The 15,172-nt window shown below is 53.6% G+C and carries 14 protein-coding genes; 6 read left to right on the top strand and 8 right to left on the bottom strand.

The features are described from left to right. Positions 1 to 129 precede the first annotated feature (129 nt). Positions 130 to 1,449, top strand: coding sequence for a branched-chain amino acid transporter carrier protein BrnQ (brnQ, locus tag HII27_RS06870; protein WP_185667189.1), 1,320 nt, complete (start codon positions 130 to 132; stop codon positions 1,447 to 1,449). A 128-nt stretch (positions 1,450 to 1,577) separates the two neighbouring features. Then, complete coding sequence (gene proY, locus HII27_RS06865; RefSeq protein ID WP_185667318.1) at positions 1,578 to 2,930, top strand: proline-specific permease ProY; 1,353 nt, start codon at positions 1,578 to 1,580, stop codon at positions 2,928 to 2,930. A gap of 108 nt (positions 2,931 to 3,038) precedes the next feature. On the opposite strand, the gene fba is transcribed toward proY, so the two are convergent. The 5 genes from fba to HII27_RS06840 form a co-directional block, all read right to left on the bottom strand. Continuing rightward, positions 3,039 to 3,899 (bottom strand): class II fructose-1,6-bisphosphate aldolase, encoded by an 861-nt coding sequence (fba, locus tag HII27_RS06860; protein ID WP_185667188.1) that lies wholly within the window; start codon positions 3,897 to 3,899, stop codon positions 3,039 to 3,041. 29 nt (positions 3,900 to 3,928) lie between these two features. Further along, entirely contained in the window at positions 3,929 to 4,891 is a 963-nt protein-coding gene (locus HII27_RS06855) for a carbohydrate kinase family protein (RefSeq protein ID WP_185667187.1), read from the bottom strand. Between the two features lie 66 nt (positions 4,892 to 4,957). After that, on the bottom strand, positions 4,958 to 6,349 hold the full coding sequence (locus tag HII27_RS06850) for a PTS ascorbate transporter subunit IIC (protein ID WP_185667186.1): 1,392 nt from the start codon (positions 6,347 to 6,349) through the stop codon (positions 4,958 to 4,960). A gap of 20 nt (positions 6,350 to 6,369) precedes the next feature. After that, positions 6,370 to 6,657 (bottom strand): PTS sugar transporter subunit IIB, encoded by a 288-nt coding sequence (locus tag HII27_RS06845; protein ID WP_185667185.1) that lies wholly within the window; start codon positions 6,655 to 6,657, stop codon positions 6,370 to 6,372. Continuing rightward, positions 6,651 to 7,106, bottom strand: a complete 456-nt coding sequence (locus tag HII27_RS06840; protein WP_185667184.1) for a PTS sugar transporter subunit IIA — start codon at positions 7,104 to 7,106, stop codon at positions 6,651 to 6,653. The genes HII27_RS06845 and HII27_RS06840 overlap by 7 nt, the downstream gene beginning before the upstream one ends. Before the next feature lie 514 nt (positions 7,107 to 7,620). On the opposite strand from HII27_RS06840, the gene malZ reads away from it, so the two are divergent. Beyond that, on the top strand, positions 7,621 to 9,441 hold the full coding sequence (gene malZ / locus HII27_RS06835; protein WP_185667183.1) for a maltodextrin glucosidase: 1,821 nt from the start codon (positions 7,621 to 7,623) through the stop codon (positions 9,439 to 9,441). On the opposite strand, the gene HII27_RS06830 is transcribed toward malZ, so the two are convergent. Then, entirely contained in the window at positions 9,435 to 10,337 is a 903-nt protein-coding gene (locus HII27_RS06830) for a LysR family transcriptional regulator (protein ID WP_185667182.1), read from the bottom strand. The two genes, malZ and HII27_RS06830, sit on opposite strands and share 7 nt — an antisense overlap. Before the next feature lie 251 nt (positions 10,338 to 10,588). Here HII27_RS06830 and HII27_RS06825 point away from each other — a divergent pair, with 251 nt between their 5' ends. Genes HII27_RS06825 through HII27_RS06815 form a run of 3 tightly spaced genes read left to right on the top strand, consistent with a single transcriptional unit; the run spans position 10,589 to position 13,722 of the window. Then, a complete protein-coding gene (locus HII27_RS06825; protein WP_185667181.1) occupies positions 10,589 to 11,230 on the top strand; it encodes a hydrolase in 642 nt (213 codons plus the stop codon). 60 nt (positions 11,231 to 11,290) lie between these two features. Beyond that, a complete protein-coding gene (locus HII27_RS06820; protein ID WP_370631759.1) occupies positions 11,291 to 11,833 on the top strand; it encodes an antibiotic biosynthesis monooxygenase in 543 nt (180 codons plus the stop codon). A gap of 20 nt (positions 11,834 to 11,853) precedes the next feature. Next, on the top strand, positions 11,854 to 13,722 hold the full coding sequence (locus HII27_RS06815) for an amidohydrolase (protein WP_185667179.1): 1,869 nt from the start codon (positions 11,854 to 11,856) through the stop codon (positions 13,720 to 13,722). 75 nt (positions 13,723 to 13,797) lie between these two features. Here the strand turns inward: HII27_RS06815 and HII27_RS06810 are convergent, their stop codons facing one another. Together HII27_RS06810 and acpH are read right to left on the bottom strand one after the other, a co-directional pair. Beyond that, entirely contained in the window at positions 13,798 to 14,400 is a 603-nt protein-coding gene (locus HII27_RS06810) for a peroxiredoxin (RefSeq protein WP_064547849.1), read from the bottom strand. A 169-nt stretch (positions 14,401 to 14,569) separates the two neighbouring features. Continuing rightward, entirely contained in the window at positions 14,570 to 15,151 is a 582-nt protein-coding gene (acpH, locus tag HII27_RS06805) for an ACP phosphodiesterase (protein WP_185667178.1), read from the bottom strand. Between the last annotated feature and the right edge of the window lie 21 nt (positions 15,152 to 15,172).

Here is a 15,172-nt window from a genome sequence, read left to right as displayed (position 1 = left end):
CTATTCTTCTCTACGCCGCGAAGGGAGCATATCCCGCTGAGTTTATTGTCAGTTTCCTCTGCATCATTCCACAGGCGCTGACACAATAAATTTGTTTTACAACACCACATCCACAGGCTGTAGTTACATATGACCCATCAATTAAAATCGCGTGACATCATCGCTCTGGGCTTTATGACCTTCGCGTTGTTCGTTGGCGCAGGCAACATCATTTTCCCTCCAATGGTTGGTTTGCAGGCCGGTCCTCACGTCTGGACTGCCGCGATCGGCTTCCTGATTACCGCCGTTGGTCTTCCGGTGCTGACCGTGGTCGCGCTGGCGAAAGTGGGCGGCGGCGTGGACAGCCTGAGTACGCCAATTGGTAAAGTGGCGGGCGTGCTGCTCGCTACGGTCTGTTACCTGGCGGTGGGCCCGCTGTTTGCGACCCCGCGTACCGCGACCGTCTCGTTTGAAATCGGTATCGCGCCGCTGACCGGCAGCGGTGAACTGCCACTGTTCATCTACAGCCTGGTTTACTTCGCGCTGGTGATTCTGGTGTCGCTCTATCCGGGCAAACTGCTGGATACCGTGGGTAACTTCCTCGCGCCGCTGAAAATCCTGGCGCTGATTATTCTGTCCGTTGCCGCCGTGATGTGGCCAGCTGGCCCGATTAGCCACGCGATGGAAGCCTATGAAACCGCTGCGTTCTCAAATGGTTTCGTGAACGGCTATCTGACCATGGATACGCTGGGCGCGATGGTGTTTGGTATCGTTATTGTTAACGCCGCGCGTTCCCGCGGTGTGACCGAAGCGCGTCTGCTGACTCGCTATACCATCTGGGCTGGCCTGATGGCCGGTGTCGGCCTGACGCTGCTGTACCTGGCGCTGTTCCGCCTGGGTTCCGACAGCGCGACGCTGGTCGATCAGAACGCGAACGGTGCGGCAATCCTGCACGCTTACGTACAGCACACCTTCGGCGGCGCGGGTAGCTTCATGCTGGCGGCATTGATCTTCATCGCTTGTCTGGTGACCGCGGTGGGCCTGACCTGTGCTTGTGCTGAGTTCTTTGCCCAGTACCTGCCATTCTCCTACCGTACGCTGGTGTTTATCCTCGGCCTGTTCTCCATGGCGGTGTCGAATCTGGGGCTGAGCCACCTGATTCAAATCTCTATTCCGGTGCTGACTGCGATTTATCCGCCATGTATCGCACTCGTAGTGCTGAGTTTTACCCGCAATTGGTGGCATAATTCGGGCCGCGTTATTGCACCACCGATGTTTATCAGCCTGGTATTTGGTATTCTTGACGGCATCAAAGCCTCTGCCTTTGCAGATGTGCTGCCGGCGTGGACTGCCCGTTTACCGCTGGCCGAGCAAGGCCTTGCATGGCTGATGCCGACGGTTGTGATGGCGGTTCTGGCGATTATCTGGGACCGTACAGCAGGTCGTCAGGTGACATCAAGCGCCCACTAACCGGCGTTTACATCAAGGTGTTTTAACCACGGAACGTGATGTTCCGTGGTTTTTTATTTTGGGTACTTTCACCTAAGTTGTTCGCGTTGCGGCGCGATGATGATGGGTATGACATGGCACTGGAAACGATGGAAAACAACAAGCTGAAGCGCGGGTTAAGCACCCGACACATTCGCTTTATGGCCCTCGGATCGGCCATCGGCACGGGGCTGTTCTACGGCTCCGCCGATGCGATTAAGATGGCCGGGCCTAGCGTTCTGCTGGCCTATATTATTGGCGGCGTTGCCGCGTATATCATTATGCGTGCGCTGGGCGAAATGTCCGTGCATAACCCGTCTGCCAGCTCCTTCTCTCGCTATGCGCAGGACAACCTGGGGCCGCTGGCGGGCTATATCACCGGCTGGACCTACTGCTTTGAGATCCTGATTGTGGCGATTGCTGACGTGACCGCCTTTGGTATCTATATGGGCGTCTGGTTCCCGGCGGTGCCGCACTGGATATGGGTGCTCAGCGTGGTGCTGATCATCTGCGCCATCAACCTGATGAGCGTGAAGGTGTTCGGCGAGCTGGAATTCTGGTTCTCGTTCTTCAAAGTCGCCACCATTATCATCATGATCGTGGCCGGTTTTGGCATCATTATCTGGGGTATCGGCAACGGCGGGCAGCCAACGGGTATTCATAACCTGTGGAGCAACGGCGGCTTCTTCAGCAACGGCTGGCTCGGTATGGTGATGTCGCTGCAGATGGTGATGTTTGCCTATGGCGGTATCGAGATTATCGGTATCACGGCCGGTGAAGCGAAAGACCCGCAGACCTCTATTCCGCGCGCGATCAACTCCGTGCCGATGCGAATTCTGGTGTTCTACGTGGGTACCCTGTTCGTCATTATGTCCATCTATCCGTGGAACCAGGTCGGCACCAACGGCAGCCCATTTGTGATGACCTTCCAGCATCTGGGGATCACCTTCGCAGCCAGCATCCTTAACTTTGTGGTACTGACGGCATCACTGTCGGCGATTAACTCCGATGTGTTCGGCGTGGGTCGTATGCTGCACGGTATGGCGGAGCAGGGCAGCGCACCGAAGGTGTTCGCTAAAACCTCCCGCCGCGGTATTCCGTGGGTGACGGTGATGGTGATGACCATCGCGCTACTGTTTGCGGTGTACCTCAACTACATCATGCCGGAAAACGTCTTCCTGGTGATTGCGTCGCTGGCGACCTTCGCCACCGTGTGGGTGTGGATTATGATCCTGCTCTCGCAGGTGGCCTTCCGTCGACGTCTGTCGGCTGATGAAATCAAAGCGCTGAAGTTTAAAGTGCCTGGCGGCGTGGCGACGACCATCGTCGGTATCGTCTTCCTGGTCTTTATTATTGCGCTCATTGGTTACCACCCGGATACCCGCATTTCGCTGTACGTGGGCTTTGCGTGGATTCTACTGCTGTTAGTCGGCTGGGCATTGAAAACCCGTCGCAGCAAATAATCTGCTCTATCACGTAGCCCGGACGAGGTGCGTATGCACCGACTCCGGGTCTTTCCCGGCGTCGCTTCGCTCGGCCGGGCTACTGCCTTTGTCACGCGTCTCTATTTCCTAATAGCGGTTTTGCGAACCAAAGAGCTCGATACGTCGTGCAATCATTTGGCGTACCGGCTTCAACCCCTGATTAATCACTTTCCGCGGGTCGTTTACATCGTGGCCAGTGTCGGCGGCAAATATCGCTTTCACCTCCTGGCACCAGGCGTACATATTTTCGGTATTGACGTTAATTTTAGCCGTGCCACAGGCAATGGCTTTACGCATATCCTCGTCAGCAATGCCGGTACCACCGTGTAGTACCAACGGTACTTTTACGCGCTCTGCAATGGCTTTCATCTCCGTAAACCCCAGTTTAGCTTTACCCTTGTAGAGACCATGGGTTGACCCAAGCGCTGCTGCCAGACAGTCAACCTGGGTTTCGCTGACCAGGGTGTAACACTCCTGCGGATCGGCATAAATAACCTCAGAGTTAACGATCCCATCTTCGCTGCCAGCAATGGTGCCTAACTCTGCCTCAACTGAAATACCTTTGCTGTGCGCCAGTTCGACCAGATGACGGGTGATGGCCAGGTTCTCCTTAAATGGCAGGTGTGAACCATCAAACATAATAGAGCTGAATCCAGCTTCGATGGCGGCTTCGCAGGCTTCACGAGTGGTTCCATGATCCAAATGCAGTGCTACCGGAGTATCAATCTCTAAATAATCCATCGCATTAACCACGATGTCATGAATACATTTTAATCCCAGCATATGTTTAACCGTGCCGCCGGAAACACCTAAAATAACCGGTGAGCGCAACTGCTGGCCGGTACGTAATACAGCACCAACCCATTCCAGATTATTAATATTGAACTGCCCTACGGCATAGCCGTCCCGTAGGGCATGCTGAAGCATGTCCTTCATAGAAACTAACATAATCACCTCTTGATATTTACGAAATGCCTTTATTCACCAAAATATTGCGTTAAGTTTCTTTCGTAACTTTTTAGCGAATGATGGACAACGGCAAGGTCTGGCATTGACTCACGGACACCTTTTTTCTCAATAGAAATTGCAGCAGTCAGGCTGGCAAATAAAATGATATTATCAATGTGCCATGAGTAATGTACGCCGTAGGTAAAGGCGCCATGGAATACATCGCCAGCACCGGTAGTATCTACAGCATTGCATAGCCAGGAAGGGACGATTTGTAGCATTCCACTCTTTAAAAATGCACAGCCTTTTTCCCCAAGAGTAATAAATGCTTCGCCACGGCAAATTTTATTTAACTCAATGAGCGCCAATTTTATTTCTGCTTCAGAACTCAGTGATTTATATCCCATATAATCACGAGCAAAATGCTCACTGACCACAAAGTAATCTGTCCAGGCTGCAAGTTTAATATTACTGGCACGTAATGAACCACCATCCATAACCACTCTAGCTGTAGGTAGTTTCTTGATTAAATATTCACTGATTTCTGCTTCATGACCATCAATTAAAAGCGTTACTGGCTCTTCTGATGCAATTAAGCGCTCAGCTAAACTGTCTAGCTTGAGCTTCTGGTCATAGGTCAGCGTCGGCGGACTCTGCATTTTACGCGTAATGATTGTTCGCGAACCCGTTAAGCGATTCACCAAAACTGACGCCAGCGGCGTGATCATTTCATCGGAGAAAACCACCTGGCTAGTATCAACGCCCGCCTCAGCAAACTCATCGATAATGCGCTGGCCGTAAAGATCCTGATTCAAGTGGCCAATGTAATAAACATCTTCGCCCCATAGTCCCAGAAGCCACGCTGCATTTGCTGCCGGACCGCCACCGCTCTCAATGAAGTCATGGCAGAAATTTTTGGTATTTTCCTGCGGCCATTCATTCAAAAAGAAAAACTGATCAAAACATGAAAACCCAATGGACAAGATAGCCATAACAACTCCTGATTATTTTGTCTGCTGCGGGAAGACGTCCCTTCCCGCAGGGAAAAATGAAAATGCTTACTCATTTTTCTTATTCGCGGTGAGTTCCTCATAGCTGAGCGTGTCACCGACTACACGAACCGAACGGAAGCAGAATGGCACCAGCAGCGCGACAATCAGTATCAGGCAAATCAGATAGATAGTTATCTGGCCAAACTGGGTGAAGGCGTTACCGATAATGATTCCCCAGACCGCAAAATCGAAATCGGCAAAAGTACTGTTTTCGAAGCCCAGGTTGCCTAACGCCGGGAGTAGCATCGCCGGGAGGAATGCAAGGAAGATACCGCCGATAAATGAAGCAATAATGCAGCCGCGCTTACCGCCAAGCTTGTCGGCAAATACTCCGGAGGTCCCACCGCAGAAGAAGTGCGGGACCATCCCTGGGATAATTAGCGCCATACCCAATGCCCCCAAGAAAAGCATCCCGACCAGACCGCCGATGAATGAACTGATAAAGCCAACGACAACGGCAGTCGGGCTAAAGGTGAAGAACACTGCGCAGTCCACGGCGGGGATCGAGTTTGGTATCAGTTTCTGACTAATTCCCTGGAAGGCAGGAACCAGATCGCCGAGGATCAGTCGTACGCCGTTGTAAACGATGGCGACGCCAACCGCAAACTGCAGGCCGGTAAGGATTGAGAAGATCAGCATATTCTGATCCGTTATTGTACGCAGATACTCAGTACCGGCGACGGCGCTACACACAAAGTAGATAACGAACATCACGATCCCGGTGGTGACCGTGGTATCGCGTAAAAAGCCCCATTTTTCTGAGATTTCAGTGTCGGCAAATGAGTTTGCCGGGTTGCCGGTTTTCGTGGCAATCCAGGCTGAGATGTAATAGCCCAGGGAACCAAAGTGCCCCATGGCAATACCACCATCTTCCGTCACCTGCTTGGTATAGCGCTGCCCGATTGCTGGAGAAATAGCCGACCATGAACCAAGCAGGAATCCGCCGATTAATACCAACATCCAGCCACGGAATTCTGCCGCCTGCAATACCGCTGAGAATAGACAGGCCAGGAAGAAAGAGTGATGACCGGTAAGAAAGATGTATTTGTACTTAGTAAAGCGAGCAATAAGCAGGTTAAAAATAAAACCTAGTAGCAAGATACTCATGGTTTCCACGCCCAGCACTTTCTGTGCAACGGAAACAATGGCTTCGTTGTTAGGGATTACTCCACGGATATTAAATCCGGCTTCGATAATCCCACCGAGTGGGTTCAGGTTAGCAACGATAACGCCAGCGCCAGCGCTTAACATTAAATAACCTAAAATCGGCTTTAAGGTACCGGTGAGTAATTTATTTCCAGGGGAGCGCAATGCCACTAAACCGACGAATGCGATAATCCCCATCAAAAATGCGGGTTGACTAAATATCTCTGACAGAAAACTAAGAATAGCCTGCATGATCGTTCCCTCAATAATGATTAAGAGTGAGTTGCAGCAATATTGGCGAGTGCCTCAGTAATATCTTCAGCTATTTTCGCTTTATGTACATAACTGCGAATAATGGCGACATTACAGTGCGCAGGAAATTGGGTTGCCAATTCTTTGATGGTAACGTAAAGATCGGCTTTTTCTCCTACTGCGTTAGCGAAATCAACGGAGGCAACGTCGGCTTTGATGCCTAGTTCATCACATATTTTTTTGACATTATTCGCAGCCATTAATGAGCTGCCAATACCGTTACCACAAACTGTTCTGATAACTAACATAACGACGACTCCATTTGTTTTTGGATAAAATGTAATACTGAATTAACTTCATGCTCCTGTTGAAGAAAGGTCACAAGGTCGGACTCTATGAGTGAAGCAATCAGTTGGATCATCCTTATATGGTTATTTGCATCCACGCCGGCGATAGCGATGATGACGTTAACGGGGTCAAACTCCTCATTGCCAAAGTTGATAGGTTGCTGGCTGGTGACTAAAGAAAACCCGGTTTGTAATGCGCCTTTTTCTGGCCGAGCGTGAGGCATTGCCAGACCGTAGTCGATAACGATGGCGGGACCAAAATCTTGGTAGACCTCGAGCATTGATTCGACATATTCCGGGCGACAAATATTTTGTCGGATAAGCAATGTGCCAGCGAATTCGATAGCCTGTTCTGCGCTGGAAAGAGGTTGCTTAAGCGCAATCAATTCAGGGTTAAAAATAATATTCATTACCTAATCCTTAATGTATGCGTATTCCTGTGATAAAGCATGACTAAATATGTTGATGAAAATCATAACGCAGGTCACATCTGTACTTTTAAATAGTGACATTAATCACATTGAGAGGTTGTTGGAAATATTTGGCTCATAAAAAATAAGTCTATTAAATGCTTTAATATCATATTGTTGTGTTTTGTCTTTTAGCGATGAAAAAAATAAATGTGAAGAGGGATGGCTAGCCTTCTGTATTTATATTCAATAAATTGAATGTTCATCACAAATATTGGGGTATTGTTTTTTAAAACTTTGAACATCACCTCAAAAAGACGCGTATCACTAATATTTATGAAAAGGTTGTCTTGCTCTGAAGGCTGGAAGACTCGTGTCCCGTAGGACTTTACTGCGCGGACATGAGGGCCTGCTACCCTCCGCCCCCGTCCTCCTCCCTACAAAAAAGTACAAAAGATGAGTAGGGTGCAATAGTCGTATGGCAAGGTGGGCTCACTTTGAGGATAGGGGATAGATGATGTTGAACGCCTGGCACCTTCCTGTTGCTCCCTTTATTAAACAGCAGCAGGACAAACTCATTATCACGCTGTGGCTTCGCGGCGATGACCTGCCGCAGCGGGTGACGATGCGCTCGGAAGTCGATAACGAAGAGATGGCGGTGCCGATGCGCCGCAGTGGCAAAGCGCCGAGCCACGATATCGTACAATGGCGCGCGGAAATTGGTCTGCATGAAGGCCAACCGCGCCGTCGTTACGCCTTTAAACTGCTGTGGGATGACCGCCAGCAGTGGTTTTCGCCAACAGGCTTTAGCGCCTTTCCGCCAGCCAAGCTGGCGCTTTTCGCCTTTGATAGCCCGGATGCGGGCCCGCAGTGGGTGACTGAACAGGTTTTCTATCAGATTTTCCCGGACCGTTTTGCCCGTAGCCCGGATCGTAGCGATCGGCAGGACAACGTCTACCACCATCATGCGGCCGGTCACGACATCGTTCTGCGCGACTGGGATGAACCACTTACTGCCGAAGCGGGCGGCTCGACCTTTTACGGCGGTGACCTCGACGGTATCAGCGAAAAGCTGCCCTACCTGAAAGCGCTTGGGGTGACCGCGCTGTACCTGAACCCGGTATTTACCGCGCCCAGCGTGCATAAATACGATACCGAAGATTATCGTGAAGTTGACCCGCAGTTTGGCGGTAACGATGCGCTGCTGCGCCTGCGCCATCACACCCAGCGTGAGGGGATGCGCCTCGTCCTCGACGGCGTGTTTAACCACAGCGGTGACACTCACGCCTGGTTTGACCGCCACAACCGCACAGCGAGCGGAGCCTGTCATCATCCGGACTCACCGTGGCGCGACCACTACAGCTTTTCACCGGAGGGAAAAGCGCTCGACTGGCTGGGCTACGCCAGCTTGCCGAAGCTCGATTACCAGTCTCAGGCGCTGATTAACGAAATCTACGGCGGCGAAGACAGTATTGTTCGTCACTGGCTGAAAGCGCCGTGGAATATGGACGGCTGGCGGCTGGACGTGGTGCACATGCTTGGCGAAGCGGGCGGCGCGAAGAATAACCTGAAGCACGTGGCGGCGATAACCCAGGCGGCGAAAGCCGCGCGGCCGGATGCCTATGTGCTCGGCGAACACTTTGGTGATGCGCGCCAGTGGCTACAGCAGGATGCGGAAGATGCGGCGATGAACTACCGCGGATTTACCTTCCCGCTGTGGGGTTTCCTCGCCAATACCGATATCTCCTACGACCCGCAGAAAATTGATGCGCAGACCTGCATCGCGTGGATGGAGGATTACCGTGCCGGGCTGTCGCATCAGCAGCAGCTGCGCATGTTTAACCAGCTTGATAGCCACGATACGGCACGCTTTAAATCGCTGCTCGGCCGTGATGTGGCGCGTCTACCGCTGGCGGTGGTCTGGCTGTTTAGCTGGCCCGGCGTGCCTTGTATTTACTACGGTGATGAAGTCGGACTGGATGGCGATAACGACCCGTTCTGCCGTAAGCCATTCCCGTGGGATGAAAATAAACAGGATAAAAACCTGCTAGCGCTCTACCAGCGTCTGGCGGCGCTGCGTAAAGCCACGCCTGCGCTGCGCCTTGGCGCCTGCCAGGTGCTCTATGCGGTGGGAGATGTGGTGGTGTTCCTGCGCGTACTTGGCGCGGAGCGCGTGCTGGTTGGGATTAATCGCGGGGAAGCCTGCGACATCACGTTAGCGGACTCTCCGTTGCTGCACGTGGCCCGCTGGCAGCGCCGGGAGGGCGATGCGCAGCTTGAGGGCATGGACCTGACGCTACCGGCTGTCTCCGCGTCGGTGTGGATCGGTCACTGATAGAGACGGCGAATCTCAGCGCTGGCGAGCAGGGTTTCACGCCACCAGCGCTGAGCGAGCCCGTCGCTGCCGTTGCGCCAGGCGATATAGGCGACATCTTTCTGGCGAAACGAGTTTACCGTTTTCTCCACCAGTTCTCCTGCTGCCAGCCACGGACTGGCAATATGGCGGGGGAGGAACCCGCAGCCCATACCGGCACGAAGCAGCGTCACCTTGCTGTGAAAATCGTCGACGCGAATCTGCGGCTGTTCATCCATCAGGTTGGTCTGCAAGGGGTGGCATACCCGCGCGCTATCGCTTATCACCACCGCGCGATGTAAACAGAGCTGCTCGTTGGTTAAGCCCTCTGAGGCGGTCGCCAGAGGGTGATTTGGGGCGACGACAAACACGTTATCCAGCGTGCCGAGCATACGATATGACCAGGCAGCCGAGGTGGGCGGTTCGTTAATTGCGCCGAGGATAATATCCGCGCCGTTATGGGTCAGTTCTTCCCAGGAACCCGCCAGCGTGTGGTGAGTAAAGTTAAGGCGCGTCTGTTTATTCAGTGCATAAAATGCGTCGATCGTCGGCAATAGCGCAGCAAAGGGAAATGAGTCGTCCAGCGCAATCGCCAGCTCTTTTTCCCAGCCAGAAGTTAGCTGTATCGCCTGTTTTTCGAGATCTTTTGCCGCATTGAGCAGCAGACGGCCCTTTTCCAGCATCATACGCCCGGTATCGGTAAATTTTGCCCGATGCCCGGAGCGGTCAAGCAGGGTAATGTTCAGGTCGCTTTCCAGCTTTTGAATCATATAGCTAAGTGCGGCTGGCGTTTTAAACAGCGAATCGGCGGCGGCGGCAAAGGTTCCGTGTTTCTCAAGAGCATCAAGAATAAGCAGTACGTCCAGATTGATTCGCATAATGGGAAAATATCCTGAAAATTAAACCACTACGTTGTAACGAATAGTGAAAAACAAAGCCAGTGAATAAATTAGATATAAGCATCGCATTTTTTTGATGCTGATTTATTACCGTCACAAGATGGTAAGTTTTCTTTAATAACTCGTTAGAAATTTCCCGCTATACTCAACAAGCTTTCTGATTCAGGATCCTGCTGCTGACGGCAGTTTAAGACCGTTGCCTTTTAACTTATTGATTAAGAAGGTGTGTTATGTCTATCCGGGAACTGATTGACCCTAAGAACTCTGCGCTTATTTTTATTGACCATCAGCCACAAATGTCATTTGGCGTGGCGAATATTGATCGCCAGACATTAAAAAATAATACCGTAGCGTTAGCGAAAGCCGGGAAAATATTTAATGTTCCGGTCATTTATACCTCCGTCGAAACGAAAAGTTTTAGCGGTTATATCTGGCCAGAATTACTCGCCGTTCACCCTGACGTTAAGCCTATCGAACGTACTTCAATGAACTCCTGGGAAGACGCAGCTTTTGTGAAAGCGGTGGAAGCGACCGGACGCAAAAAACTGATTATCTCCGCGCTGTGGACCGAAGTCTGCCTGACCTTCCCGGCGCTGATGGCGCTGGAAGCGGGCTATGAGGTTTACGTGGTGACCGATACCTCTGGTGGCACCTCCGTGGATGCCCACGAACGTTCTATCGACCGCATGGTACAGGCCGGTGCGGTGCCGGTGACCTGGCAGCAGGTGCTGCTGGAGTACCAGCGTGACTGGTCGCGTAAAGAGACCTACGACGCGGTGATGGATCTGGTGCGTGAACACAGCGGCGCCTATGGGATGGGCGTGGATTACGCCTACACCATGGTGCATGGCGCGCCTGAGCGCAAAGCTTAAGGCCTGAGATCCGGTGGGGCGATGACCCCGCCGGTTTGCAAGCGCAAGGAACCTATCGTCATGACGCAAAAGCATGTCACGCTGGTCATTACCCACGCTATTCGCCCCGAACACGTTGCGCAGTATGAAGCCTGGCTGGGCGAGATTATGCCTATCGCCGCTAACTATCCGGGCCATCTGGGGGCCAACGTTATTCGCCCGGTCGATGGGCAAACGGCCTGGAATATCATCATCCGCTTCGACACCATCGAACACCTTTATGGCTGGACCCAGTCTGACGTGCGGCGCAAGCTGGTTGAGGAGATTGCCCCGGTGCTCGGAGAGGGCGACCGTACCGAAGTGCGCACTGAAGCCGCCTTCTGGTTTACCCCGCCCGCCGCCAACGTCCGTCAGCCGAAGCGCTGGAAACAGTTTCTGATAACGCTGCTGGTGATTTTCCCCAGTACCAATCTGGTGCCCGCGATTACCGGCATGCTGCTGCCGTCGTTAAAGGGAACCCTGTCGCTGCATTTTATCAATGATGCCTGTGTGGTCGCGCTGGTGGTCTGGTTCTGGATGCCCATCGTGACCCGCCTGTTTGCCGGTTGGCTGAAAAAAGCCTGAACCGACGCGAGGAGAACGCTATGTCACAAACCGCTACCCTGATTTTAACCCAGGGGCAGATTCACACGCTTGACCCGCAACAGCCGCTCGTGGACGCGGTGGCCATTGCCGACGGCAAAATTCTGGCCGTCGGCAGCGACGCGCAGATGATGTCCTGGGCGGGCGAAGGCACGCAGATTGTCGACCTGCATGGTCACACGGTGATCCCTGGCCTTAACGATTCACACCTGCACCTGATTCGCGGTGGGCTGAACTACAACCTGGAGCTGCGCTGGGAAGGCGTACCGTCGCTGGCGGATGCACTACGCATGCTCAAAGAGCAGGCCGACCGTACGCCGTCGCCGCAGTGGGTGCGCGTGGTGGGCGGCTGGAGCGAGTTCCAGTTTGCCGAACGCCGGATGCCAACGCTGCAGGAGCTTAACGACGCCGCGCCAGATACGCCGGTATTTGTGCTGCACCTCTACGATCGCGCGCTGCTCAACCGCGCCGCGCTGAAGGCGGTGGGCTACACCAAAGATACGCCAGCTCCTGCGGGCGGCGAGATTGTCCGTGATAACAACGGCAACCCGACCGGGATGCTGATTGCCAAACCTAACGCCATGATCCTCTATGCGACGCTGGCCAAAGGGCCGAAGCTGCCGCTGGAGATGCAGGTCAACTCCACCCGTCAGTTTATGCGCGAGCTGAACCGACTGGGGCTGACCAGCGCCATTGATGCGGGCGGCGGCTTCCAGAACTACCCGGAAGATTACGAAATTATTGAGCAGCTGCACGCCAATAAGCAGATGACTATCCGCATCGCCTATAACCTGTTTACCCAGCGTCCGAAGCAGGAGGTCGAGGATTTCGAACGCTGGACGGATATGCTGAAACCGGGGCAGGGCACTGACTTCTACCGTGCCAACGGCGCGGGCGAGATGCTGGTCTTCTCGGCGGCCGACTTTGAAGATTTCCTGCAGCCGCGTCCGGATCTGCCACCGGGGATGGAAGATGAGCTTGAACGCGTCGTCCGTCACCTGGTCGAACATCGCTGGCCGTTCCGTCTGCACGCCACTTACGATGAATCAATCAGCCGCATGCTGGACGTGTTCGAGAAGGTTAACCGTGATATTCCGTTTAATGGCCTTCATTGGTTCTTTGACCACGCAGAGACCATCACCGAGCGCAATATTGAGCGTGTGAAGGCGCTGGGCGGCGGGATTGCGGTGCAGCACCGTATGGCCTTCCAGGGGGAATACTTTGTCGATCGCTACGGCAAAGACGCGGTGAAACACACGCCGCCGGTGGCAAAAATGCTGGAGATGGGCGTTCCTGTTGGCCTGGGGACGGACGCCACCCGCGTGGCAAGCTACAACCCGTGGACGGCGCTCTACTGGCTGGTTTCCGGGCGCACTGTCGGCGGTATGGCGATGTATGACGATGAAAACCGTCTGCCGCGCGATGTCGCGCTGGAACTGTGGACCGCGGGTAGCGCCTGGTTCTCCAGCGAGCAGGGCAAAAAAGGCCGTATTGCTGCCGGGCAACTGGCGGATCTGGTGGCGTTGTCGAAGGACTACTTCAGCGTGCCGGAAGAAGAGATCAAAGGCATTGAGTCGGTGATGACGATTGTCGATGGCCGCGTGGTCTACGCTGCCGGGCACTTCACGCCGATCGCCCCGCCGTCGATTCCGGTGGTGCCGGATTGGTCGCCAGTGGTGAAAGTACCGGGCCACTATCGCTCCGCGCCTCCGGGTTCTGAGCATATCGGCGCGGTGGTTCAGATGCACCAGTGCTGCGGCAGCTGCGGCGTACACGGGCATCAGCATGACATTGCGCGTCAGTCTGGTATTCCGGTATCTGACGATCGTGCCTTCTGGGGTGCGCTTGGCTGTTCTTGCTTCTCGTTCTAAAACGGCACCGCTGACGCCGGGGAAACAAAAAAGGCTCGCGCAATGCGAGCCTTTTTTTGACGAAACGTCAGCCGATTACAGGCTAGAAACGTTCTCGCTCAGGTACTTAGCAACGCCGTCTGGAGACGCGTTCATGCCTTCTTTCCCTTTTTCCCACTGCGCCGGGCACACTTCGCCGTGCTGCTCGTGGAACTGCAGCGCATCAACCATACGCAGCATTTCGTCGATGTTACGGCCCAGCGGCAGGTCGTTAACCACCTGGTGGCGAACCACGCCGTTAGCGTCGATCAGGAAGGAGCCGCGCAGCGCAACGCCTTCGTCTGGGTGTTCGATGCCGTAAGCTTTCTGAATTTCACGCTTAACGTCGGCAACCATTGCGTATTTCACTGCACCGATGCCGCCTTTGTCGACAGGGGTGTTACGCCATGCGTTGTGAACGAATTCGGAGTCAAAAGAGACGCCAACCACTTCAACGCCGCGCTTCTGGAACTCTTCGTAACGTTTGTCGAAGGCAATCAGCTCGGACGGGCAGACGAAGGTGAAGTCCATCGGCCAGAAGAACAGAACGGTGGCTTTACCCTGGGTGTGCTGTTTGAAATTGAATTTCTCAACGATTTCACCGTTGCCCAGTACCGCTGCTGCGGTGAAGTCAGGCGCTTGACGAGTAACCAGAACCATGGGGTTCTCCTTTGAATTTATAAGGTTAATGGAACGCAACGCGGGCCAGTATAGGGAGGGTAAGCGGGGAACACAAAAAGACTATGACGATTAATAAGATAGGATTCACCTATCAATTATTATTTTACCAAAGGAATAAGCATAGCCGTTCCGTGGCCCGATGCAAGCCCTACAGCGCTTTGTTTTTCGCCTGTGCCATCATCTGCGGATAGAACTGCCAGAAACGCGTTTCCAGCGCATCATAGTGCGCGTCGAGGTCATGCCATGAATCGCGCAGCGCATCGAGCTTCGGGCGACGGCTGGCCATCCCGTTCAGCACCCGCTGGATAAAGTCCATCTCACCGTAGCGCTCCAGCCAGCGTTCAGACCACAGATGTTCGTTCAGCGTCAGAAAGCGTTCTGGCGCGTCCGGAAGGATCGTGGTGACTTCGGCACGGGCGTAGCGGGTAAACTCGGGCAGGGCTATCTCCGGCGAGATTTGTGCCCAGTGGCGCGAAAGGAAATGGTCCCACATGACGTCGAGGGTAATCGGTGCGACGCGGCGCGTTTCGGGACGGAACCATTCGCGCGCTTCTTTTACCTGCGGCAAATTATCGGTCATCACGTCAATGCGGCGATGCATATAGATGCCGTCAACGATGTCGGCCGGGTAATCCTGCTGCGGGTTACCGCGAACAAAATCTGCCAGCAGGTTTCCCGATAGCGAGCTATTGGCCAGGTGCGCGAGATGCAGGTGAGCGAGAAAATTCATTGTTAAACGTTTATCCGGAGG

It is taken from the genome of Kluyvera sichuanensis (genome assembly GCF_014218705.1).
GTDB classification, from domain to species: Bacteria; Pseudomonadota; Gammaproteobacteria; order Enterobacterales; family Enterobacteriaceae; genus Kluyvera; species Kluyvera sichuanensis.
This window is presented reverse-complemented; position numbering and strand designations above follow the sequence as displayed.